Origin of the sequence: Streptomyces sp. NPDC006711, from assembly GCF_042869775.1 — a bacterium.
In the GTDB taxonomy this organism is placed as follows: domain Bacteria; phylum Actinomycetota; class Actinomycetes; order Streptomycetales; family Streptomycetaceae; genus Streptomyces.
In genome coordinates this window covers 220115-241918 of sequence record NZ_JBIAGO010000007.1, presented here as the reverse complement: position 1 = coordinate 241918, position 21804 = coordinate 220115, and the positions used below count along the sequence as shown (strand labels likewise).

Sequence of the window (21804 nt, the reverse complement as noted above, 5' to 3'; positions counted from 1 at the left end):
CCCGGCGGCCCCGGGCGTCACGGCCCGACCTCGCGTTCGCGCAGCCCGTCCGGATCGATGACCTCGCGGAGCAGCCGCAGCTCCTCGGCGCTCGGCTCCCGCGTGAACGCCGGGTCGTCGAGCCCGGCCAGCTCGAACGCCGTCGCCTCACGCACCTCGTCGGCGGTGACCCCCGGATGCAGCGACACCAGCCGCATCGCGTGGTCGCGCGTACCGAAGTCGAAGACGCCGAGGTCGCTCACGACGCGCGGGATGCGGTGGAAGCGGGTCGCGAAGGAACCGGCGGCCGCCGCGCTGTCGTAGCCGACCCCGCAGACCATGTCGACCTTCGGCACGAAGACCCGGCGCGAGTGCCGGGGCACCCAGTAACTGACCGGATGGTTCAGGGAGTTGACGGGGGCGCCGCGCACCCCGAGGAGCTGGCGCCGGGGCCGTGACCAGTCGCCGACGCAGGAGATGTTCTGATTGCCGAACCGGTCGATCTGGCTCGCCCCCATCATGACGTGCCGCCGCCCGCCGGTGACCAGGTCCAGATGCCTGCGGTAGGGCAGCCAGCCCTCGGTTTCGCCGTCCGGCCCCACCAGCATCGCCTCGCCGTCGGTGAGCAGCAGATCGGGTGAGAAGGTCCGCCGGGCCAGCCGGGCGGCGATGGAGGGGACCGGGCCCATGGGGCTGGCGAGGACTTCCCCGTTGTCGCGCCAGGCCTCGGCGCAGGCGATCACGCAGTACTCGGCGCGGGTCACGCGCGCGGTGTCCGCCGTCATGTCGCCTCCTGCTCGTACGGGCCCCGCGCGACCGGCCGGCGGGGCGCCTTCTCGTCGGGCCCGGAAAGGTAGCGCCGCGCGAACTGGGGCCAGGGCGTGGTCGCGTACAGCTTCTGAAGGGCCTCGTCCCGGCCGTAGTCGGGGGCGCAGGAGGTGAAGTGGGCGCCGCCGGGACACTCCACGACGCCGGTGACCGCGTGCCGCGCCACCAGCAGCGTCTGCGGGACGGCGGCGCGGAAGTCGTCCACGATGCGCTCGCAGGAGAGGTACGCGCTGTCGGCGGCCTCGCAGAACAGGTCGTCGAAGTAGGGGTCGGGGCCCAGGTACTGGCCGTTGCCGAACCGGTCGGCGCGATTGAGGTGGACGAACGCCACGTCCATGCGCAAAGCGGGCATCGCCACGAACGCCTCGCCGTCCTCGTAGGGCGAAGTGACCGTACGCAGCGCCGGGTTGACCCGCATCACGTCCGAGCCGATGCCCGCGCGGACCGGCAGGAACGGCAGCCGGTGGGCGGCGGCCCGCAGTCCCCACAGGAACATCGCCTCGTCCACCTCCATCAGCTCAAGGGTCCCGGCCTCGCGCGCCGCGCGGAAGTTCGGCTCGAGGGGGATCGAGTCGAGCGTGACGAAGGGCGCGACCAGCTTGCGGATCCGGCCGGCCGCGGCGAGCATGCCGACGTCGGGTCCGCCGCAGGAGATCACGGTGAGGTCGGTGACGGGGGAGCGCAGCAGGGCCCGGACCAGCGCCATGGGTTTGCGGCGCGAGCCCCAGCCGCCGATGCCGAGGGTCATGCCGCTGCGCAGCCGCGCGACGACCTCCTCGGGCGTCATGGTCTTGTCTCTCACGAGCGGGCCTCCTCGGCTTCTGCGCCATCGGCCCGCGCCGGAGCGCCGGGAGCCGCGCCGGACGGCTCCGTGGCCCGCGCCGCCCCGGAGCCACCCGCCCCGAACGTGTCCCGGACGCGGTCGCCGGCGCCCTCCAGGGCCGCCTCGAAGGTGAAACCCTGCTCGAAGCGGTAGCTGCGGCGTACGTCCACCGGGTCGATCCCGTTGATGGCGGCCTTCGCCAGCCGGATGAGCGTGCCGTCCTTGCGGGCGATCTCCGCCGCCAACTCCAGCGCCGCGTCCATCAGTCGATCGCGCGGGACGACCTTCCACACCGAGCCGTGGGCATGCAGCTCGGCCGCCGTCACCGTGCGCGCGGTGTAGTAAAGGACGCGCATCAGGTGGGCCGGGACCAGGCGGGCCAGGTGGGTGGCGGCGCCCAGTGCGCCCCGGTCCAGCTCGGGCAGGCCGAAGACGGCGTCCTCACTCGCCACGATCGCGTCCGCATTGCCGGCCAGGCCGATCCCGCCGCCCAGACAGAACCCGCCGACCGCCGCGACGACCGGCACCTCGCACTCGTACACCGCGGCGAACGCCTCGAAGCAGCCCCGGTTCGCGCCGATGAGGGCCGCCCGGCCCGGGTCGCGCCGCAGCTCCTTGATGTCGACGCCCGCGTTGAAGCCGCGCCCCTCGGCGGCGAGCACCACACAGCGGGTTCCCGGATCGCGGCTGGCGGCGCGGACCGCGTCGGCGAGGTCGTACCAGCCCTGTACGGGAAGGGCGTTGACGGGTGGGAAGTCGACGGTGACCAGGCACAGGCCCTGACCAGGTTTCGCGGTGGAGACACCCATGGGCGGATCAGCTACCTTTCCACCAAACGTTTGTTAGGTGAGGAAGGTAGCGCGGATGGAGCTGACCGGGAAGGCGGTCGTCGTCACCGGAGGTACCCGGGGCGTGGGCGCGGGGATCGCGAAGGCGTTCCTCGCGGCGGGCGCGGACGTCGTGGTCTGCGCCCGAAGACCGCCCGACACCCCGGTCCAACACGGCGGCCGCACCGCCGAGTTCCGCCCGCTGGACCTGCGCGACCCCGACGCCGTACGGGCCTTCTTCGCGGCGGTCGCGGCCGACATGGGGCGCCTTGACACGCTGGTCAACAACGCGGGCGGCACGCCCCACCGGCTGCTGGAGGAGTCCGAGGCCGAGCGCCACGCCCGCGTCGTGGAGCTCAATCTGACCGCCCCGCTCACGGCGTCGCTCGCGGCCAGGCCCCATCTGCGCCGGGCGCGCGGGTCGGTCGTGATGATCGGCAGCGTGAGCGGGACGCGGCCATCGCCGGGCACGGCGGCCTACGGCGCGGCGAAGGCCGGCCTGGAGAGCCTGGCCCGCTCGATGGCGGTGGAGTGGGCGCCCGAGGTCCGCGTCAACACCCTGGTCCTCGGCATGGTCCGCACCGAGCTGAGCGCGCTGCACTACGGCGACGGCGAAGGCCTGGCGCGGGTGGGCGCGACCGTGCCGCTCGGCCGGCTGGCCGAACCCGGCGAGGTCGGCGCGGCGGCCGTCTTCCTCGCCTCCGCGAGCGCGTCCTACATCAGCGGCGCGTCCCTCCTGGTCCATGGCGGTGGCGAGAGCCCGGCGTTCCTGGCCGCGGCCACGGTCAACCAGCGCGCACCGGCCGACCGGCCGGCCAACAAGCCTGAAGGAGACGGAAGATGAGCAGACTGTGCGAGGGCCGGGTCGTGATCGTGACCGGCGCGGGACGGGGGCTCGGGCGCGCCCACGCCCTCGCCTTCGCCGAGCAGGGGGCGCGGGTGGTCGTCAACGACCTGGGGGTCGCACTCGACGGCGCGGGCGGCTCGCGGGGCCCCGCCCAGGCGGTGGTCGAGGAGATCCGCGCGGCGGGCGGCGAGGCGATCGCGCACGGCGGCGACATCGCCACGACCGAGGGCGCGGCCTCCCTCGTCGCGAGCGCCCTGGACGCCTTCGGCGCGCTGCACACCCTGGTCAACAACGCCGGGTTCCTGCGCGACCGCACCCTGGTCAACCTGGACGAGGACGACTGGGACGCCGTGATGCGGGTCCACCTCAAAGGCCACTTCCTGCCCCTGAAGCACGCCGCCGCGCACTGGCGCGCCGAGGTGAAAGCGGGCCGCGAGGTGGCCGCGCGCGTGGTCAACACCAGCTCGGGAGCCGGACTGCTGGGCTCGGTGGGGCAGGGCAACTACAGCGCCGCGAAGGCGGGGATCGTGGGCCTGACCCTGGTCGCGGCCGCCGAACTGGGCCGCTACGGCGTCCAGGTCAACGCGATCGCCCCGGCGGCCCGCACCCGGATGACCGAGGGCACGTTCGCACAGGCGATGGCGGCGCCCGGCGGGGCGGGCGCCTTCGACGCGATGGCACCGGAGAACGTCTCACCCCTGGTGGTGTGGCTGGGCTCGGCGGCGTGCGAGGGCGTCACGGGCCGGGTCTTCGAGGCGGAGGCGGGCCGCATCACGGTGATGGAGGGCTGGCGCCCCGGGCCCACCCGCGACAAGGGGGCCCGCTGGAGCGCGCGGGAGGCCGGCGAGGCGGCCCTGGAACTCCTCGCGCGCGCCGAGCGGCCGGGGGCGGTGTACGGGTCGCGGTAGGGGGGAGCGGACGAGCCGGGGTTGCGTACGGCTTAACCCACCGTGGCTTGTTTGTGACGCACCGGTCGGGCCGGGTGAACAAGTGGAAAAATCAACGGAGTTGGCGTTGAAGGCGATGCTCTACGCGCGTCACCATGGGGCTCATGACGATCCCCCCACGCTTCAAGGCCCTGGCCGGCGCCGCGACGGCGGCCCTCGCGCTCCTCGCGGGACCCGCCGTCACCACCGCGTCCGCCGCCCCCGCGACCGCCCACGTGACGGCCTCCGTGTCCGTGCGTTCGGTCGGCAGTGTCTGTTATTCGACGCTGCCCTCGCAGGCGCACGACACCCTGGACCTCATCGACCAGGGCGGCCCCTTCCCGTACTCCCAGGACGGTGTCGTCTTCCAGAACCGCGAAGGCGTACTGCCCCAGGAGAGCAACGGCTACTACCACGAGTACACGGTGATCACCCCGGGCGCCCCGACCCGCGGCACCCGCCGGATCATCACCGGCGAGCAGTCCCAGGAGGACTACTACACCGCCGACCACTACGCCACGTTCCGCCTGGTCGACTTCGGCTGCTGAGCCGCCCCCACCCCATCCGTCCGGCCCGCCCCGCCCCCTTCCCCCGGGGGCCCGGCGGGCCTTCGCGCGCCCGTGAGGCGGGCGCCTCACTCCTGCTCGAACCGCCGCCCCAAAGCCCCCGCCCCCGTCGAGTTGTGGACGGTGAACGCCACCGTCCCCGGCAGATAGCGGTCCTGCGACCACTCCACCGGGGTGCCCGCCGGATCGGTGGAGCGGCGCCGCTCACGCAGCAGAGCGTCCCCCACCCGGCAGCCCAGAAGCGCCGCGTCGTCGGCGTCCGCGCGGCCCACGTCGATGGTGTGCCGCGCGTCGGTGAACAGCACACCCCGCAGCTCCAACTGCTCCGAGTGCGACACCTCGTCCACCGCCATCGCCGCCACCAGCCGCCCCACCCGCTCCGGGTAGGTTGAGCGCTCCACCATCACCGGCGCGCCCGACAAGGTGCGTACGCGACGGACGTGGAACACCGTTGCCCCGGGCGGGAGTTGGAGCTGGTGGGCCTCCTCCTGGGTCGCCCCGGCCCGCTCCACCGCCACCGTGCGTCCGCCCGGCTCCTCGCCGAGCGAACGGGCCCAGCGGGCGAAGGAGCGCAGCTCCCCGAAACCCTGCAAACGGGCCGCGCCCCCCAGCACCACCCGGCGGGTGCCGCGCCGCGAGGTCACCAGGCCGTCCGCGCGCAACGCCGCCAGCGCCTGGCGGACCGTCCCCCTGGACACGCCGTAGCGGCGGGCGAGTTCGTCCTCGGCGGGCAGACGCGCCCCCGAACCGTACTCACCCGCCGCTATGGCGCTCCGCAGATCCCCGGCCACTTTCCGGTACAGCGGCGACGTGCTGGACACCCCGGCCCCCTCGGCCTCAACTGCCAACCAGTGAGCGGAGCAAGGAGAGATCCGCCTCCTCCAGACTAGCCAGCACCGTACGGCCGGCGGCGCTCGCCATCGGCTCAACCGACGGCACCGCGAGCACCGCGCAGCCCGCAGCCTCCGCCGACGCCACCCCCGTCGCGGTGTCCTCCACGGCGACACAGTGCGCGGGGTCCGCGCCGAGCGCCCGGGCCGCCGCCAGATACGGATCCGGCGCGGGCTTGGTGCGCTGGGTGTCCTCGGCCCCGAACACCGCGTCGAAACGGTGACCGTCGAGCGAGACCGCGACCTCGCGGACGATCGCGCTCGGCGACGCCGACACCAGAGCCGTCAAGACCCCGGCCTGCCTGAGCTCGCGCAGGAGCCGGAGCGCCCCCGGCCTCGGCTGCGCGCCGCCCGCCAGGCGCGCCGCGAAGTTTGCGCCCAGCTCCGCCGCGAGCCGCGCGCGCGGGACGCCGAGCCGGGTGCCCAGGAGCTCGGCCGTGTCCCGCACCGAGCGCCCGTACACCGAGCGGCGCTCCTCACCCGCCAGGACGTGCCCGCGTCGGGCGGCGGCCTCCTCGACCACCTCCACCCAGGTCTCCTCGGTGTCCACCAGGGTGCCGTCCATGTCGAACAGGACCGCCCGCAGCCCGCTCACGCCGCCTCACCCGCCATGAGTACGGGACGCGTGTGCGGGCGTACGGTCACGCGCGCGCCCACGCCGAAGGAACCGGCGGCGTGCGAGGGCAGATCGGCCTTGACCTCGGTACCGTCCGCCAGACGCACCGCGAGACGGGTGCTCGCGCCGTGGAAGGAGCCGGCGAGCACCGTGTCGGGGCCGCCCGCACGCACCTCAAGGGCCTCCGGGCGCAGCAGGAACACCGCCGCCGGCCCCTTGGCGGGCCCGCTCGGACCGTCGACCGGCAGGCGCACGCCGAGCACGTCGGCGCGGCCGTCGCCGATCAGCGTGCCCGGGACACGGTTCATCGTGCCGATGAAGGACGCCACGAACGCCGTCGCCGGACGGTCGTACAACTCCGCGGGGGCCGCGCACTGTTCGAGCCGGCCGCCGCGCATCACCGCGACCCGGTCGGCCATCGACAGAGCCTCCTCCTGGTCGTGGGTGACGAAGACGGTGGTGATGCCGAGCTCCAGCTGGAGCCGGCGGATCTCCTCGCGCAACTGGACCCGGACCTGGGCGTCGAGCGCCGAAAGCGGCTCGTCCAGGAGCAGCAGCCTCGGCTGGAGCGCCAGCGCGCGGGCCAGCGCCACCCGCTGCTGCTGGCCGCCGGACAGCTGGTGCGGGAACCGGCCGCCGTGCTCGGGCAGACCGACGAGCTCCAGCAACTGGGCGGCCCGCGCCCGGCGTTGGGGCGCCGCGACCTTGCGCATCCGCATGCCGAACGCGACGTTGTCGGCCGCGCTCAGGTGCGGGAAGAGGCTGTAGGACTGGAAGACCATCCCGGTGTCACGCCGGTTGGCCGGCACCGGCACGATGTCCTCGCCGTCCAGCAGCACCTCGCCCGCGTCGGGCCGCTCGAAACCCGCCAGGACCCGCAGGGCCGTGGTCTTGCCGCAGCCCGAGGGGCCGAGCAGCGCGAGGAGTTCCCCCGGCGCGACGTCCAGATCGAGCCCGTCCAGGGCCACGGCGGACCCGAAGACACGGCGCAGATTCCGGATGGTCAGGGCGGTGCCGGTACGCGATGGTGCGATGGTCGTCATGAGACGGCTTCCTTCCGACGAAACGCGGGAGATGCCCCGGCGCGGGCACCCCGGCCGCCCCGGGTGCGGGCGAGGCCGGTCAGGGCGAGCAGCACGCCCCAGGTGAGCAGCAGACTGAGCAGCGAGACCGCCACCGACAGCTGGGCGTCGGCGCCCGAGGCCTGCACGATCCACACCGCGAACGGCTGGAACCCGAGCAGCGAGGCCACCGTGAACTCGCCCAGCACCAGGGCGAGCGTCAGGAACGAGGCGTTGAGCAGCGCGGTCCGCAGATTGGGCAGCACGACCGTGAACAGGGCCCGGGGCCAGGACGCGCCCAGATCGCGGGCCGCCTCCACCAGGGTGCGCACCTCCACCGCCCGCAGCCCCGCGTCCAGCGAGCGGTACACGAACGGCAGCGCCATCACGACGTACGCGAAGACGAGCACCAGCGGGAACGACGGGTTCTGGATCGCGACGAACGTGTCGTACAGCGGGGTCGTGGCCAGCTGGTCGGGGCCCCACTTCAAGACGGTGCCCAGGCCCGCGACCAGCGCCACCGGCGGCACCACGAGCGGCAGCGTGCACACCACTTCGAGCACCGCCCGCAGCCGCGCCGAGCCGGAGAGCCGCACCGCGAGCGCGGCGGGCACCGTCAGGGCCAGCGCGAGCGCCACCGTGGCGAGCGCCAGCCCGAGCGACCTGAGCAGGGCCGGGGTGAAACCGTCGGCGCCGAAGATCCGCGTGTACGAGTCCAGGGTGAAGCCCCGCCCCGGCACGTCCACCGTGAACACCAGGGACGCCAGCAGCGGCACCGCGAAGTACAGCCCGGCGACGAGCAGGACCGCGCCGCGCCACGGGCGCACGGGATGGGTCAGGCGAGCCATCGGGCGCTCCTTCGTTGCAGGGGCAGATGCACGGCCATCACAAGCAGGGCGACGATCACCATGTCGAGGCTGAGTGCGAGCGCCACGTTCTCCTGGCCGACCAGGACGTTGCCGGAGAGTGCGTCGGCGATCTGCATGGTGACCAGCGGCACCGAGCTTCCCACCATGGATGCGGCCGTCGCGTACGCGGCGAAGGCGCTGCCGAACAGCAGCACGAAACCACCGAGCAGGGTGGGGAGCAGGACCGGGACACCGACGTGGCGCCAGTACTGCCAGGCGCCCGCCCCGTTGTTCAGGGCCGCCTCGCGCCACTGCGGGCGCAGCCCGTCCAGAGCCGGCGCCACGGTGAGCACCATCAGCGGGATGAGGAAGTACAGATAGGTCAGGGCCAGGCCCCAGAAGCTGTAGAGACTCCAGCCGTGATCGGACAGACCCAGTTCTGTGGTGAGGACGCCCGCGTTGCCGAGGGTGGCGACGAAGGCGAAGGCGAGCGGCACACCGCCGAAGTTGGCGAGCACCCCCGAAGCGGTGAGGACGGCCTCGCGCAGCGCCTTGGAGCGCGAGGTGACGACGGCCTGGGCGAGCAGCAGGCCGAGCACGGCGGCGATGGCGGCGGTGGTGGCCGCGAGCTTCACACTGCCGAGCAGGGCCGTCCGGTAGGCGCCCTGCGTGGACCGGCTCAGGTTGGCGAGCCCGTGACCGCCGTCGACGGACAGCGCGCCGTTCAGCACGGCGAGGGCCGGCAGGCCGAAGGCGAGCGCGACGAAGGCGAGCAGGGGGACGGCGGCGAGCCAGGCACGGGGGCGACGGGCAACCCGGCGCCCGGCCGACCGCTCAACTCCCTTAGCGGCGGCGGCCGTTGCTGTGGTGGCGAGAGTCATGGCGGCGCGGTCAGCCCGAGATCGCCTTGGCCCAGCCATGGGCCAGAACCGTCTTGGCCTTGGTGTTCTGTGCCTCGGTGGGGAAGGCGGGCGCGCCGGTGACCTGGGGGAGCTTGGCGGCGGCGCTCTTGTCCAGGGTGCCGTCCTTGTCCATGGCCGCCATCAGCGCGGGGCGGGCGTACCCCTTCAGCCACAGGTTCTGGCCCTCGGTGGAGTACAGGTACTCCTGCCACAGGCGGGCCGCCGCCGGGTGCGGGGCGTCCTTGTTGATGGCCTGCGCGTAGTACTGCGCGTACACGCCGTCGGAGGGGACCGACGTCTTCCAGTCCAGGCCCTTGCTCTTGAACTGGTCGGCGTAGCCCGCGTTGAGATAGTCCCAGTCGATGCTGATCGGGGTCTCGCCCTTCTCGACCGTGGCCGGGGTCGACTCCACCGGGTTGTAGCTGCCGGCCTTCTTCAGCTTGGTGAAGAAGTCGAGGCCCGGCTGGATGTCGTCGAGCGAGCCGCCACTGGCGAGGGAGGCCGCGTACACCCCGGCGAAGGCCGAACCGGACTTGGTGGGGTTGCCGTTGAGGGCGACCTGGCCCTTGTACTCGGGCTTGAGGAGATCGGCGAAGGTCGTCGGGCACACCTTGACGCGCCCCGCGTCGCAGCCGATCGAGACGTAGCCGCCGTAGTCGTTGAACCAGCGGCCCCGCGGGTCCTTCTGCGCGGCGGGGATCTTGTCGAACCCCTCGACCTTGTACGGGGCGGTCAGGCCCTGGTCGCCCGCGGACTGCGCGAAGGAGGAGCCGAGGTCGAGGACGTCGGGGGCGCGGCCCTGGCCCTTGCGGGTCTTGACGGCGTTGATCTCGTCCGCGCTGGTCCCGTCGGGGTTCTCCACGGACACCTTCACGCCGTACTTCTTCTCGAAACCGTCGATGAGCGCGCCGTAGTTGGCCCAGTCGCGCGGGATGGCGATCGCGTTGAGCGTGCCCTCCTTCTTGGCGGCGGCGATCAGCGCGGCCATGCCGCCGGCGTCCTTGGCCGAGGCGGCCGCGGCGATGTTCTCGCCGCCCTTGCCCGAATCGGCCGCGGCGGTCGAGGCCCCGGACTTGGCGCCGCAGGCTGCGAGGGCGAACGCGGAGGCGGCCAGGGTCATGGCGAGGCCTGCGGTGCGCATGCGAGGGGTGATCACGGGAGCTCCAAGTTGTACGGACAACTGTTGTACAGACAACTCCATTACGAGGGGGACGGGTGTCGCGTCGGTGAACGCGGGGAGACGGGGGCGATGCGGTTGGCGGGCGGATCCGGTCACCGGGTTTCGGCCACGCGCCGGTCCCGCGCCCCGGGTTCCGCGCCGGTCCCGCGCCCCTGGGTTCCGCACCCCGCTCGGGTTTACGTGTCGCACTCCAGAACCGTGCGGCACACCCCGCACCGCGCCCGAACCCGGCCGCGCGCGGCGGCCAGGCGGATCCGCTGGCAGCAGGTCGGGCACGGGAAGGAGACCCGCAGCCCGTCCGGGCCGGATTCGAAGGAGTAGGGGGACGAGGGGGAGTGGGGGGAGTGGAGTGAGGTGGCATCGGCCCGGACGCCGCCGCCGTGCTCCTGGGCGTCCCGCCGGTCCTTCGCGTAGCGCCGCCGTCCCGCCCAGCCCGCCGCGGCGAGCGGAGGCCGCTGCCCGTCACGGCGGGCCAGGGCGGCGCCGGCCGTGTACGCGGGGTGGGCCTGGGGGCTGGTGAACCAGGGGGAGGGGTCCTCGCCGAACAGCGCGGCCCGCTTGGCCAGGACGTACCCGAACTCCTCGGGCGTCAGATAGCCCAGCTTCTGGCTGGACAGCGCGTCCTCGCGGAACGCGTCGAGCAGCAGCCAGCCCGCGCCCAGATAGGTGGTCGCGGTGTCGGTCAGGATCTCGTTGTCGCGGGTGCCGGGGAAGGAGAGGCCGAGGCGGTGGAGCAGCACGTGGGTGATCTCGTGCGCGAGGGCCGCGCCGATGTCCCTGCGGTGGGTACGGAAGCGGTCGTTCAGCTCGATGAAGTACTCGGGCCCCGAGGTCAGTTCGACGCCGGCCGCGTGGCGCATCTCGCGGAAGCCGACGATCATCCGGGCGTCGGGCAGCCGCAGGTGCTGGACCAGGGCGCGGGCCACGCGCTGGGCGCCCAGGTGCAGGTCGTCGTGGTCGGCGAAGGCGACGTCGGCGGGCAGGACGCTGGTGGCGTACGCGTGGAGTGCGTCGGGGGGCAGGCGGCGGTGCAGGGCAGTGAGGGCGGTGCGGATGGTTTCGAGGTGCGGGTACCCACGCGCGACCGGCGCCATTCCCATGCCTCGGCCCCCCGTCCCAACCCCCTCCACCCTAACCACCCCGGGGCATGCGGGCCAGCGCCAGCCCTGCCCAGGGGCGCGGGGAACCGCGCGCCCAGCCATGCACGGTCCGCAGCCGGGGCCCCGGGGGCTCCGCCCCCGACCCCGTTCGGCCTGAACGGCCTCGTCCTCAAACGCCGGACGGGCTGGGTGTGCCCACGCGGGCCCGCACGAGCCCTGCCAGGGGCGGACGGGCTGAGGATGCGCATGTGGGCCGCCCCCGGCCCCGCCAGGGGAGCGGGGAACTGCGCGAGAAGCGACCACGGCCCGCAGCCGGGGCCCCTGGGGCTCCGCCCCAGACCCCGTTCGCGCCTGAAGGGCGCTCGTCCTCAATCGCCGGACGGGCTGGGTGTGCCCACGCGGGCCCGCACGAGCCCTGCCAGGGGCGGACGGGCTGAGGATGCGCATGTGGGCCGCCCCCAGCCCCGCCAGGGGCGCGGGGAACTGCGCGAGGAGCGCCCACGGTCCGCAGCCGGGGCTCATGGGGCTCCGCCCCAGAGGCCGGACGGGCTCAGGTTGCCGATGTAGGCCAGCGCAAAACCCGCCAGGGGCGCGGGGAACTGCGCGACCAGCCCAGCACGGCCCGCGGGCGACCAGCGTCTTTCGGGGCGGGCCGGGCCGGGCCGGGCCGGGGCCGGGTCAGGGGGCCAGGGTTGGGGCGGTGGCGTCCTGCGCGCCCGTGAGCTCAAGCACCCACACCTCATTCACCCCCACCCCCAGCACTGCCCCCGGCACATACAGTCCCCCCTGCGGCCCGACCCCCCAATACCGGCCCAGACAGAACCCGTTCACCCACACGAACCCCCGCCCCCACCCCGGCAACCGCAGCCACGCGAACGACGCCCCGCCCACCCCGTCCGGCAGCAGCAGAACACCGCGATGCAACCCGGCACACCCCCACCCGCCCCGGGACCCCGGCCCGGACCCCGGGCCGAACGGGACCTTCGACACCGCCCCCGGGACGGAGAACGCGTCGAGCCGCAACCCCCGCGCCCGCACCCCGTGCAGATACTGCCGCTCATGCAGCACCCCACCCGTGATCCCCTTCGTCTCCCCGCCACGCGGCCCGTAGTTGACCCGGCCGAGCGACTCCACCCACAGCTCGACGGCCGCACCGCCCGGCACGGGGTCCGCGAGCGTCGCGTCCTCGGCGTCCAGGACACCCGCGCGCACCCCGTCGACGTACACCGTCGCCACATCACGCAGCCCCAGCACCCCCAGCGGATACGGCTGCCGGGGCCCGGGCACGTCCAGGCGGTAGCGGACCAGACCCCGGTCGACGTCAAGCTCCTCGAACGTGGGCGGCACCGGCGACTCGCTCTCCTCGCCGCCCAAGGTGTCCATGACGTCCCCGAGCGACGCCCAGCCCTCCCACCGCGCCGCGAACGTCCCCTCCAACGGCACTGGTTCCGGCGGGAGTTGAGGCATTGGACCGCCGTCGTCCCGGTAGCGCGCCAGCACCTCGCGCAGGCGCCAGAACTTCTCGGTGGGCCGCCCCGCCTCGTCGATGGGCGCGTCGTAGTCGTACGACGTCACCGTCGCCTCCAGCGCCCCGGTGTGCAGCTCCCCGGCCCGGTTCGCCCCCGACCAGCCGGCGAAATTGGTCCCGCCGTGCGCCATGTAGAGGTTGACGGACGCCCCGCACGCAAGGATCTCGCTCAGCGTCGCCGCCGCGTCGGCCGCGTCCCGCACCATGTGCTCCGCGCCCCAGTGGTCGAACCAGCCGCACCAGAACTCCATGCACATCAACGGCCCCGACGGCCGGTGCCTGCGCAGCACGTCGAAGCCCTGGCGCGCCGCGCTGCCGAAGTTCACCGTCGCGAGCACCCCGGGCAGCGAACCCCCCGTCAGCATGTGGTCCTCGGGCCCGTCCGATGTGAACAGCGGCACCGTGATCCCGCAGTCGCGCAGCAGATCGGCCAGGTGAAGCAGATACCCCCGGTCGCTGCCGTAACTGCCGTACTCGTTCTCCACCTGCACCATCAGCACCGGACCGCCCCGATCGACTCCCCGCTCGGCGACCTGGGGGAGCAGCGTGTGGAACCACCGGTTCACATGGACCAGATACTCCGGGTCGTCGGTGCGCGCCCGCCGCCCGAGCCGCCCCGTCAGCCAGTGCGGCAGCCCCCCGTTCTCCCACTCGGCGCAGATGTAGGGCCCCGGCCGCACGATCGCCCACAGCCCCGCGTCCCGCGCCGCGTCCAGGAACCGGCCGAGCGCCCCCACGTCCCGGTACCGGCCGAGGAAGGGCTCGTGCAGATTCCACGGCACGTACGTCTCGACGCAGTTCAGGCCCATCGCCCGCAGCATCGCGAGCCGGTGCCCCCACTGCGACTCGTGCACCCGGAAGTAGTGCAGCGCCCCCGACAGGAGCCGCACCGGCCGCCCGTCGAGCAGAAAGTCCTCGTTTCCCACCGCGAAGTCGGCCACCGGCCAGCCCGCCCCTCTCGCTCTGTTCCCACCCGGCCGCCGTACGGGCCGCCGCGCCACCTCACCTGGCCCGGTCACCGAGACCCGGTCACCGGGGCGCCCGGTCACCGGGACCCGGTTGTCGCGCCCGCCCACTCTTGCCCCTGGCGCGGCAGGGGTCCATGGACAAAGATCGGCGCTGTTTGGACGCAGGGGGGACCGGCAGAGAGCGGAAAGCGGATGTATCACACCTGGATGCGGTATTTCACCCCGAGTCCGGCTCACCACCGGCTCGGCCTTGTCTGCCTCGGCGTGGGACTGCAACACGGCGCCCTGCCCACCGTCGGGCCCCGCACCCTCGACCACCACGTCGCCGTCGTCATCGGCGCGGGCAGCGGCTGGTTCCGCGGCGCCGACGGCCGCCGGCTGCCCGTCACCGCGCCCGCCCTGATCTGGCTCACCCCGGGCGTACCCCACCACTACGGGCCCGACCCGGCCACCGGCTGGGACGAGTCCTTCGTCGACTTCACCGGGCCCGCCACCACCACCTACACCGAACTCGGCTACATCGACCCCGACCGGCCCGTCGTCCCGCTCAGCGACACCGCCGCCGCCCGCGCCGCCGTCGGCCGCATCGCCAGGGCCGCCCGGCACGGCAACCCGCTCCTGGAGGTCGAGACCGCCGCCGCCGTCCACGAACTGCTCGTCGCCCTGCGCCGCGCCCGCGCCGACGTCGCCCCCGACGGCGACCCGGTCCTGCAGGCCCTGGCCCGCGACGCCTTCGAGTCCCTGTCGGTCGCCGCCCACGCCGCCCGGCACGGCATGACCCCCGCCGAACTGCGCGGCGCGGTCCGCAGAGCCGCCGGGTGCAGCCCCAAGGACTACCTCCTCGGCATCCGCCTCGGCCGCGCCAAGGAACTCCTGGCCGCCACCGAACTGCCCGTCGCCGCCGTCGCCCGCCGCGTCGGCTACGACGACCCCGCCTACTTCTCCCGCCTGTTCACCCGCCGGGTCGGCATCGCGCCCGTACGCTTCCGTGAGCAGCAGAGCCGGGCCGTCCCCGGCGGCTGGAGCAGCCGGATCCCGGATCCTGAACACCCGCCGACGATCGCGGGCCACGCCACGTAAGCTCGCTGACCATGACCACGATCGACCCCGCCGTGCGGGCAGAGCTGTCCCGGCTGCGCGACAGCATCGACAACATCGACGCCGCCGTCGTGCACATGCTGGCCGAGCGCTTCAAATGCACCCAGCAGGTCGGCCACCTCAAGGCCGAGCACCGTCTTCCCCCGGCCGACCCTACGCGCGAAGCCGAACAGATCGCCCGCCTGCGCCGCCTCGCCGAAAGCGCCAAACTCGACCCGGCGTTCGCGGAAAAACTGCTCAATTTCATCATCGCCGAGGTCATCCGCCACCACGAGACGATCGCCAACTCCAGCTGAGGGCACCGCGTCGCACGCCAAAGGCCGGGCCCGCCGGCCCGGCCCACCCCTCCTTCATACGAGCGAACCGAAGCCCACCCAGCGGCCGCGCCGCACCCTCGCCGCTAGCGTGGAAGCATGACCACCAGAGTCCCCATTCGCCGGCTCCAGCAGGACGCGAGCGAACTCATCGAGCGCGTCGCCGCCGGCGAACGAGTCGAGATCACGCGCAACGGCCGGCTCGTCGCGGTCCTCGGCCCGCCGGACCCGGAACAACGGGTCATGGAAGACCTCGAACGCACCGGCACCGTGGACCCCGACAACGCGGCTTCAGCGCGCGGCCTCGCCGACTGGCAACCCCTGCCCGCCCGCCCCGGCCAGCACATCCCACTCTCCGAAGTGCTGCGCTCCCTGTGCGAGGCCGCGCCGAACACCCCGAACAGGCACTGACCGCCTTCGTCACGTACGACAAGCGACTCGCGACGGCCGCCGCCGAACGGGACCTCCCCGTCCGGTCTCCCGGCGCCTGACGGCCGCGACGCCGCGCCCCCGGCCCCACCGGCACGGGCCAGCCGCCCGCACACGGGACCCCGAGCGGGCCGCCCCCGCCCGCACACCGGACCCCAAGCCCCGCCGCGGCCCGGGCACACCTTGCACGCCCCCGGCCCGGGCCCGCACACACCCTGGCCGCCCCCGCCCCGGCCCGCGCACACCCTGTGCGCCCCGCCCGCACACCGGACCCCAAGCCCCGCCGCAGCCCGGCCGCACTATGCACGCCCCCGCCCCCGGCCCGCGCACACCCTGCCGCCCCCGCCGCAGCCCGGGCACACCTTGCACGCCCCCGGCCCGGGCCCGCGCACACCCTGGCCACCCCCGCCCCGGCTGCCCCGCCCCCGCCCGCCCACACCCTGGGCGCCCCCGCCCCCATCGGGCAGCATGGCCCCATGCCCGTACTGACGCGCGACGAAGCGCAGACCCGAGCCCACTTCCTCGACGTACAGCGTTACGCGATCGAACTCGACCTGACCACCGGCGGCGAGGACACCTTCACCTCCCACACCGCCATCCACTTCACCACCCGCCGCGCGGGGGACACCTTCGTCGAGGTCAGGTGCGCCACCTTGCGCTCGGTCACCCTCGACGGCACCCCGCTCGACCCCGAAACCCTCCTCGACAACCGGCTCCCGCTCACCGCCCTCACCGAGGGCCCCCACGAGCTGCGCGTCGACGCCGTCATGCGCTACTCCCGCACCGGCGAGGGACTGCACCGCTTCACCGACCCCGCCGACGGCGAGACCTACGTCTACACCCAGCTCTTCATGGACGACGTCCAGCGCGTCTTCGCCGCCTTCGACCAGCCCGACCTCAAAGCCGCCTTCGACCTCACCGTCACCGCCCCCGACACCTGGACGGTCCTAGCCAACGGCATCACCACGCGCCACGACGACGGTCGCTGGAGGGCCGCCACCACCCCCCTCATCTCCACCTACCTCCTCGCCGTCGCCGCAGGCCCCTGGCACTCGGTGACCACCGAACACGCCGGCCTCCCCTTCGGCCTGCACTGCCGCCGCTCGCTCGCCCCCCACCTCGACGCCGACGCCGACGAACTCTTCGAGATCACCCGGCAGTGCTTCGACCGCTACCACGAGAAGTTCGACGAGCCCTACCCCTTCGACTCCTACGATCAGGCGTTCGTCCCCGAATTCAACGCCGGCGCCATGGAGAACCCGGGCCTGGTCACCTTCCGCGACGCATTCGTCCACCGCTCGGCCGTCACCGACACCCAGCGCCAGACCCGCGCGATGGTCGTCGCCCACGAGATGGCCCACATGTGGTTCGGCGACCTCGTCACCCTCCAGTGGTGGGACGACATCTGGCTGAACGAGTCCTTCGCCGAGTACATGGGCTACCAGACCCTCACCGAAGCCACCCGCTTCACCGACACCTGGGTCGACTTCGCCATCGCCCGCAAGGCCTGGGGCTACGACGCCGACCAGCGCCCCTCCACCCACCCCGTCGCCCCCGCGCCCGAAGCCGTCCCCGACACCGCGTCCGCGCTGCTCAACTTCGACGGCATCTCCTACGCCAAAGGCGCCTCCGCACTGCGCCAACTCGTGGCCTGGCTCGGCGAGAAGGACTTCCTCGCGGGCATCAACACCCACTTCGCCCGCCACAAGTTCGCCAACGCCACCCTCGCCGACTTCATCGACTCCCTCGCCGGCGCCACCGACCGCGACGTCCACACCTGGGCACAGCAGTGGCTCTCCACCACCGGCGCCGACACCCTCACCCCCACCGTCGCCGAACACGACGGACAGTGGCACCTCACCGTCACCCGCCAAGGACAACGCCCCCACCGCCTCACCGTCGGCGCCTACGACCGCGACCCCCTCGACGGCCGTACCCTCGTCCCGCGCGACCGGTTCGACATCGATGTCCCGCACACCGCCCCCCTCACCCGGCCCGGCCCGCGCCCCGCCCTGATCGTCCTCAACGACCAGGACCTCACCTACGCCAAGGTCCGCCTCGACGAAACCTCCACCGAAGCCGCCCTGCGCTCCCTGTCCGGCGTCCCCGACGCCCTCACCCGCGCCGTCCTGTGGAACACCCTGCGCGACATGGTCCGCGACGGCGAACTCGCACCCACCGACTACCTGGAAACCGCCCGCGCCCACCTCTGCGAAGAGAGCGACCTGGCCGTCGTCGAAGGCGTCCTCGCCTTCGCCGCCACCCATATCGGCGACCGCTACCTCACCCCCGCCGAGCGCCCGGCCGCGCTCGGCCTGCTCAGCGACCTCACCCGCGACCTGATCCGCCGCACCGAGGACGCCACCCACCCCGGCCTGCGCCTCATCGCCGTACGCCACTTCATCGACGCCGCCACCCAGCCCGACACCCTGCGCGCCTGGCTCCAGGACGGCCATGTCCCCGGCGGCCCCGAACTCGACCCCGAACTGCGCTGGCGCATCCTCACGCGCCTGGCCGTACTGGGCGCGAGCGACCCGGCGGAGATCGCCGCCCACCTCGCCGGCGACCCCAGCGCCACCGGAGAGGAAGGCGCCGCCCGCTGCCGCGCCGCGCTGCCCACCCCCGCCGCCAAGGAAGCCGCCTGGAACGCCCTGTTCCACAGCGACACCCTGTCCAACTACCTCTTCACCGCCACCGCGCAAGGCTTCTGGCAGCCCGAACAGGCGGACCTCCTCGCTCCCTACGTCGCCCGCTACTACGAGGACGCCGTGCCCTTCGCCGCCCGCCGGGGCCCCGCCATGGCCAAGGCCGCGGGCCGGTACGCCTTCCCCATGTCCGCCGTCGAACAGGAGAACCTGCGCCTGGGCGAGGCCTGCCTGACCCGCGCCGACCTCACACCCGCCCTGCGCCGCGGCCTCACCGACCAGCTCGACGACCTGCGCCGAGCCCTGCGCGTACGCGGCTGACACAAGGACCCACAAGGGGCGGGCCGCGACCACCAAGGGGCGGGCGGCGACCCGCCATACCAGCAACCACCCGCCCCAACTCGCCCCCACCGCAAGGCAGTACCACTTTCGGGTTGAGATCGTTGTGCACAGCGGCTCCACCGGCCCCCACGGGACCACGCTGGTGAAGTCGCTGCCCGCACCCCCGAAGGAACCCGATGCACAGCCCGCCGCTCGCCGGAGGCGCCGCAGGACCCGCCGCGCTGCGCCCCCTCCTCGACGTCGTACTCGACGCCCTGCACCAGGGGGCGAAGACCCGGGGCGGCCCGCTGCCCAAGGGCGGCCCCGACGCCGTCGCCCAGCGCGTCCACGCCGCCACCCACGACGTCCTGCCCGCCCGGGGCACCGGCGCCGAAGAAGCCCTCACCACCCTCGTACGCGCCCTGGCCGAAGGCTCCGCCGACCCCGCCGAACCCCTGTGCGCCGCCCACCTCCACACCCCGCCGCTCGCCCTCGCAGCGGCCGCCGACCTCGCCGCGTCCGCCCTCAACCCCTCCCTGGACTCCTGGGACCAGGCCCCCGCCGCCTCGGCGCTCGAAGCCCGCCTCACCCGGGCCCTCGCCCAGGAGATCTGGCCCCACGGCGACGCCCTCATCACCACCGGCGGCACCGAATCCAACCAGCTCGCCCTGCTCCTCGCCCGCGAACACCACGGCCCCGTCCAGATCGTGTGCGGCGCCCACACCCACCACTCCATCCACCGCGCCGCCTGGCTCCTCGGCCTGCCCCGCCCCGTCACCGTGCCCGCCCCCGCCGGCACCACCGACCTCGCCGCACTCGACGTCGCCCTCACCCGCCTGCGCCACCCCGCGCTCGTCGTCGCCACCGCCGGCACCACCGACACCGGCGCCATCGACCACCTCGGCGCCATCGCCGACCTGTGCGCCCGCCACCACGCCCGCCTCCACGTCGACGCCGCTTACGGCGGGCCCCTCCTGTTCAGCGAACGCCACCGCCCCAAGCTCACCGGCCTCCACCACGCCGACACCGTCACCCTCGACCTGCACAAACTCGGCTGGCAACCCGTGGCCGCAGGCGTCGTCGCCGTCGCCGACCCCGCCCACCTCACCCCCCTCGCCCACACCGCCGACTACCTCAACGCCGACGACGACACCCACCACGGCCTGCCCGACCTCCTCGGCCGCTCCCCGCGCACCACCCGCCGTCCCGACGCCCTCAAAATCGCCGTCACCCTGCGCGCCCTGGGCCGCGACGGCCTCGGGGACCTCATCGACCGCGTCTGCGACCACGCCGTACACCTGGCCCAACTCGTCGAAGAACACTCGGAGTTGGAGCTCTACGAGCACCCCACCATCTCCACCGTCCTGTTCCGCCCCCGCGGCGCCACCGACTCCGCCGTCGCCGGCATCCGCCGCACCCTGCTCACCCGCGGCGCCGCCGTCCTCGGCCGCGCCCACGCCGACGGCCGCCTCTGGCTCAAAGCCACCCTCCTCAACCCCCACCTCACCCCCCACGACCTGGACACCCTGCTCGCCGCCACCCTGAGCGCCCGCACCGCCCCCGTCCCGGCCGCCCCCGGCGAGGCCCCAGCCGCTCCACCCCTCGCCACCACACCCCCCACGGAAGGCACCCCCCGATGACGCCCCAACCGAAACCCGAACCCGAACCCCAGCCCCAACAGCAACCAGAACACCCAGAACAACCCGAACAACCCGGACAACCCCGCGACCTCGTCGGCATCGGCATCGGCCCCTGCAACCTCTCCCTCGCCGCCCTCGCCCACGGCGTACCCGGCGGGCTCCGCGCCGCCTTCTACGAACAGCGCCCCGCCTTCCACTGGCACCCCGGCCTGCTCATCGAAGGCACCACCCTCCAAGTCCCCTTCCTCGCCGACCTCGTCACCCTCGCCGACCCCGCGAGCCCCTGGAGCTTCCTCAACTACCTCAGGCGCCGAGGACGCCTCTTCCCGTTCTACTTCGCCGAGAAGTTCCACATCCAGCGCACCGAATACGACGCCTACTGCCGCTGGGTCAGCGAAAACCTCCCCGAGCTCCACTTCTCCCACCAGGTCGACGCCGTCCGCTGGAACGCCGAACGCGCCCTGTTCGAAATCGACTACACCCACCTCGACGCCAACGGCGAAGCCCAGGCACTCGGCCGCGCCCACGCCCGCCACCTCGCCCTCGGCGTCGGCACCCAGCCCCACGTACCCGAACCCCTCCAACCCCTCGTCGACGCCCCCACCGTCCCCGTCCTGCACTCCGCCGACTACCTCGACCACCGCGAACGCCTGCTCGCCGCGGGCCACGTCACCGTCATCGGCTCCGGCCAGTCGGGCGCCGAAGTCTTCCTCGACCTGCTGCGCCACCGCCCCCAGGGCGCCGAAAAACTCACCTGGCTCACCCGCACCGAAGCGTTCGCCCCCATGGAGTACTCCAAACTGGGCCTGGAACACTTCACCCCCGACTACACCCACTACTTCCACGCCCTGCCCGAAGCCGTACGCGACCAGCTCCTGCCCCGCCAATGGCAGCTCCACAAGGGCATCGACGCCGACACCATGGCCGCCATCCACGACGAGCTCTACCGCCGCACCCAGCACGGCGGCTGGCCCGACCTCACCATGACCCCCGGCGTGACCGTACGCACCGCCGGACGCGTCGCCACCACCAAGGTCGAGCTCCACCTCGAACACACCCAGCAAGCCACCCGCTCCCGCCTCACCACCGACGCCGTCGTCCTCGCCACCGGCTACCGCGAACGCCCCCTCGGCCGCCTGCTCGCCGGACTCGACCCCTACATGCGCTACGACAGCTCCCAACGCCCGCGCGTGGCAGCCGACTTCACCCTCGTCCTCGACCCCTCCGTCGCCGGACGCGTCTACGTCCAGAACGCCGAAGCGCACACCCACGGCGTCGGCGCACCCGACCTCGGCCTCGCCGCCTGGCGCAGCGCCACCATCCTCAACTCCCTCACCGGCGCCGAGCCCTACCCCCTGCCGGCGCGCACCGCCTTCACCACCTTCGGCCTGGAACACACCAACCAGGCCCGCCCGGCGCGCCGGCCGGGGGGCCTGGTCCCCCTCGTCGAACAGAGGTGACGTTTCGC

The 21804-nt window shown here is 73.5% G+C and carries 20 protein-coding genes; 9 read left to right on the top strand and 11 right to left on the bottom strand.

The genetic code is table 11. The features are described from left to right. Positions 1-17 precede the first annotated feature (17 nt). Genes ACFYM2_RS17365 through ACFYM2_RS17355 form a run of 3 tightly spaced genes read right to left on the bottom strand, consistent with a single transcriptional unit; the run spans position 18 to position 2439 of the window. Positions 18-764 carry a CoA-transferase gene (locus ACFYM2_RS17365; RefSeq protein ID WP_359006394.1) on the bottom strand — a complete coding sequence of 249 codons (747 nt, stop codon included), beginning with the start codon at positions 762-764 and terminating at the stop codon, positions 18-20. Then, positions 761-1609, bottom strand: a complete 849-nt coding sequence (locus tag ACFYM2_RS17360; protein WP_359006391.1) for a CoA-transferase — start codon at positions 1607-1609, stop codon at positions 761-763. Before ACFYM2_RS17360 ends, ACFYM2_RS17365 begins: the two co-directional genes overlap by 4 nt. Further along, positions 1606-2439, bottom strand: a complete 834-nt coding sequence (locus ACFYM2_RS17355; RefSeq protein WP_388837042.1) for an enoyl-CoA hydratase family protein — start codon at positions 2437-2439, stop codon at positions 1606-1608. Before ACFYM2_RS17355 ends, ACFYM2_RS17360 begins: the two co-directional genes overlap by 4 nt. A gap of 55 nt (positions 2440-2494) precedes the next feature. Between ACFYM2_RS17355 and ACFYM2_RS17350 the strand changes: the two genes are divergently transcribed. The 3 genes from ACFYM2_RS17350 (at position 2495) to ACFYM2_RS17340 (ending at position 4778) form a co-directional block, all read left to right on the top strand. Next, complete coding sequence (locus ACFYM2_RS17350; protein WP_359006418.1) at positions 2495-3301, top strand: SDR family oxidoreductase; 807 nt, start codon at positions 2495-2497, stop codon at positions 3299-3301. Then, positions 3298-4212, top strand: coding sequence for an SDR family oxidoreductase (locus tag ACFYM2_RS17345; RefSeq protein ID WP_388837039.1), 915 nt, complete (start codon positions 3298-3300; stop codon positions 4210-4212). The genes ACFYM2_RS17350 and ACFYM2_RS17345 overlap by 4 nt, the downstream gene beginning before the upstream one ends. A gap of 143 nt (positions 4213-4355) precedes the next feature. Further along, positions 4356-4778 (top strand): ribonuclease domain-containing protein, encoded by a 423-nt coding sequence (locus tag ACFYM2_RS17340; RefSeq protein ID WP_388837036.1) that lies wholly within the window; start codon positions 4356-4358, stop codon positions 4776-4778. 86 nt (positions 4779-4864) lie between these two features. Here the strand turns inward: ACFYM2_RS17340 and ACFYM2_RS17335 are convergent, their stop codons facing one another. The 8 genes from ACFYM2_RS17335 to ACFYM2_RS17300 all read right to left on the bottom strand — a co-directional run bounded on the left by ACFYM2_RS17335 (position 4865) and on the right by ACFYM2_RS17300 (position 13862). After that, positions 4865-5617 carry a GntR family transcriptional regulator gene (locus ACFYM2_RS17335; RefSeq protein WP_359006380.1) on the bottom strand — a complete coding sequence of 251 codons (753 nt, stop codon included), beginning with the start codon at positions 5615-5617 and terminating at the stop codon, positions 4865-4867. A 16-nt stretch (positions 5618-5633) separates the two neighbouring features. Continuing rightward, on the bottom strand, positions 5634-6281 hold the full coding sequence (locus tag ACFYM2_RS17330; protein ID WP_359006377.1) for an HAD family phosphatase: 648 nt from the start codon (positions 6279-6281) through the stop codon (positions 5634-5636). Beyond that, on the bottom strand, positions 6278-7345 hold the full coding sequence (locus tag ACFYM2_RS17325; RefSeq protein WP_388837032.1) for an ABC transporter ATP-binding protein: 1068 nt from the start codon (positions 7343-7345) through the stop codon (positions 6278-6280). Before ACFYM2_RS17325 ends, ACFYM2_RS17330 begins: the two co-directional genes overlap by 4 nt. Beyond that, positions 7342-8211, bottom strand: a complete 870-nt coding sequence (locus ACFYM2_RS17320) for an ABC transporter permease (RefSeq protein ID WP_388837029.1) — start codon at positions 8209-8211, stop codon at positions 7342-7344. The genes ACFYM2_RS17325 and ACFYM2_RS17320 overlap by 4 nt, the downstream gene beginning before the upstream one ends. After that, a complete protein-coding gene (locus ACFYM2_RS17315; RefSeq protein WP_388837026.1) occupies positions 8199-9092 on the bottom strand; it encodes an ABC transporter permease in 894 nt (297 codons plus the stop codon). Before ACFYM2_RS17315 ends, ACFYM2_RS17320 begins: the two co-directional genes overlap by 13 nt. A gap of 10 nt (positions 9093-9102) precedes the next feature. Then, positions 9103-10254, bottom strand: coding sequence for an ABC transporter substrate-binding protein (locus ACFYM2_RS17310; RefSeq protein ID WP_388837023.1), 1152 nt, complete (start codon positions 10252-10254; stop codon positions 9103-9105). Positions 10255-10469: 215 nt separating this feature from the next. Next, positions 10470-11393 carry a hypothetical protein gene (locus ACFYM2_RS17305; RefSeq protein ID WP_388837020.1) on the bottom strand — a complete coding sequence of 308 codons (924 nt, stop codon included), beginning with the start codon at positions 11391-11393 and terminating at the stop codon, positions 10470-10472. Between the two features lie 678 nt (positions 11394-12071). After that, positions 12072-13862, bottom strand: a complete 1791-nt coding sequence (locus ACFYM2_RS17300; RefSeq protein ID WP_388837017.1) for a beta-galactosidase family protein — start codon at positions 13860-13862, stop codon at positions 12072-12074. A 219-nt stretch (positions 13863-14081) separates the two neighbouring features. Between ACFYM2_RS17300 and ACFYM2_RS17295 the strand changes: the two genes are divergently transcribed. The 6 genes from ACFYM2_RS17295 (at position 14082) to ACFYM2_RS17270 (ending at position 21796) form a co-directional block, all read left to right on the top strand. Continuing rightward, on the top strand, positions 14082-14969 hold the full coding sequence (locus ACFYM2_RS17295) for a helix-turn-helix domain-containing protein (RefSeq protein ID WP_388457259.1): 888 nt from the start codon (positions 14082-14084) through the stop codon (positions 14967-14969). 11 nt (positions 14970-14980) lie between these two features. Further along, positions 14981-15283, top strand: coding sequence for a chorismate mutase (locus ACFYM2_RS17290; RefSeq protein ID WP_388837014.1), 303 nt, complete (start codon positions 14981-14983; stop codon positions 15281-15283). A gap of 117 nt (positions 15284-15400) precedes the next feature. After that, positions 15401-15712, top strand: a complete 312-nt coding sequence (locus ACFYM2_RS17285; protein ID WP_359004662.1) for a type II toxin-antitoxin system prevent-host-death family antitoxin — start codon at positions 15401-15403, stop codon at positions 15710-15712. A gap of 494 nt (positions 15713-16206) precedes the next feature. Beyond that, positions 16207-18696, top strand: coding sequence for an aminopeptidase N (gene pepN / locus ACFYM2_RS17280; RefSeq protein ID WP_388837011.1), 2490 nt, complete (start codon positions 16207-16209; stop codon positions 18694-18696). A 197-nt stretch (positions 18697-18893) separates the two neighbouring features. Beyond that, positions 18894-20336, top strand: coding sequence for a pyridoxal phosphate-dependent decarboxylase family protein (locus ACFYM2_RS17275; RefSeq protein ID WP_388837008.1), 1443 nt, complete (start codon positions 18894-18896; stop codon positions 20334-20336). Then, positions 20333-21796 (top strand): lysine N(6)-hydroxylase/L-ornithine N(5)-oxygenase family protein, encoded by a 1464-nt coding sequence (locus ACFYM2_RS17270; protein ID WP_388837005.1) that lies wholly within the window; start codon positions 20333-20335, stop codon positions 21794-21796. The genes ACFYM2_RS17275 and ACFYM2_RS17270 overlap by 4 nt, the downstream gene beginning before the upstream one ends. Positions 21797-21804 lie beyond the last annotated feature (8 nt).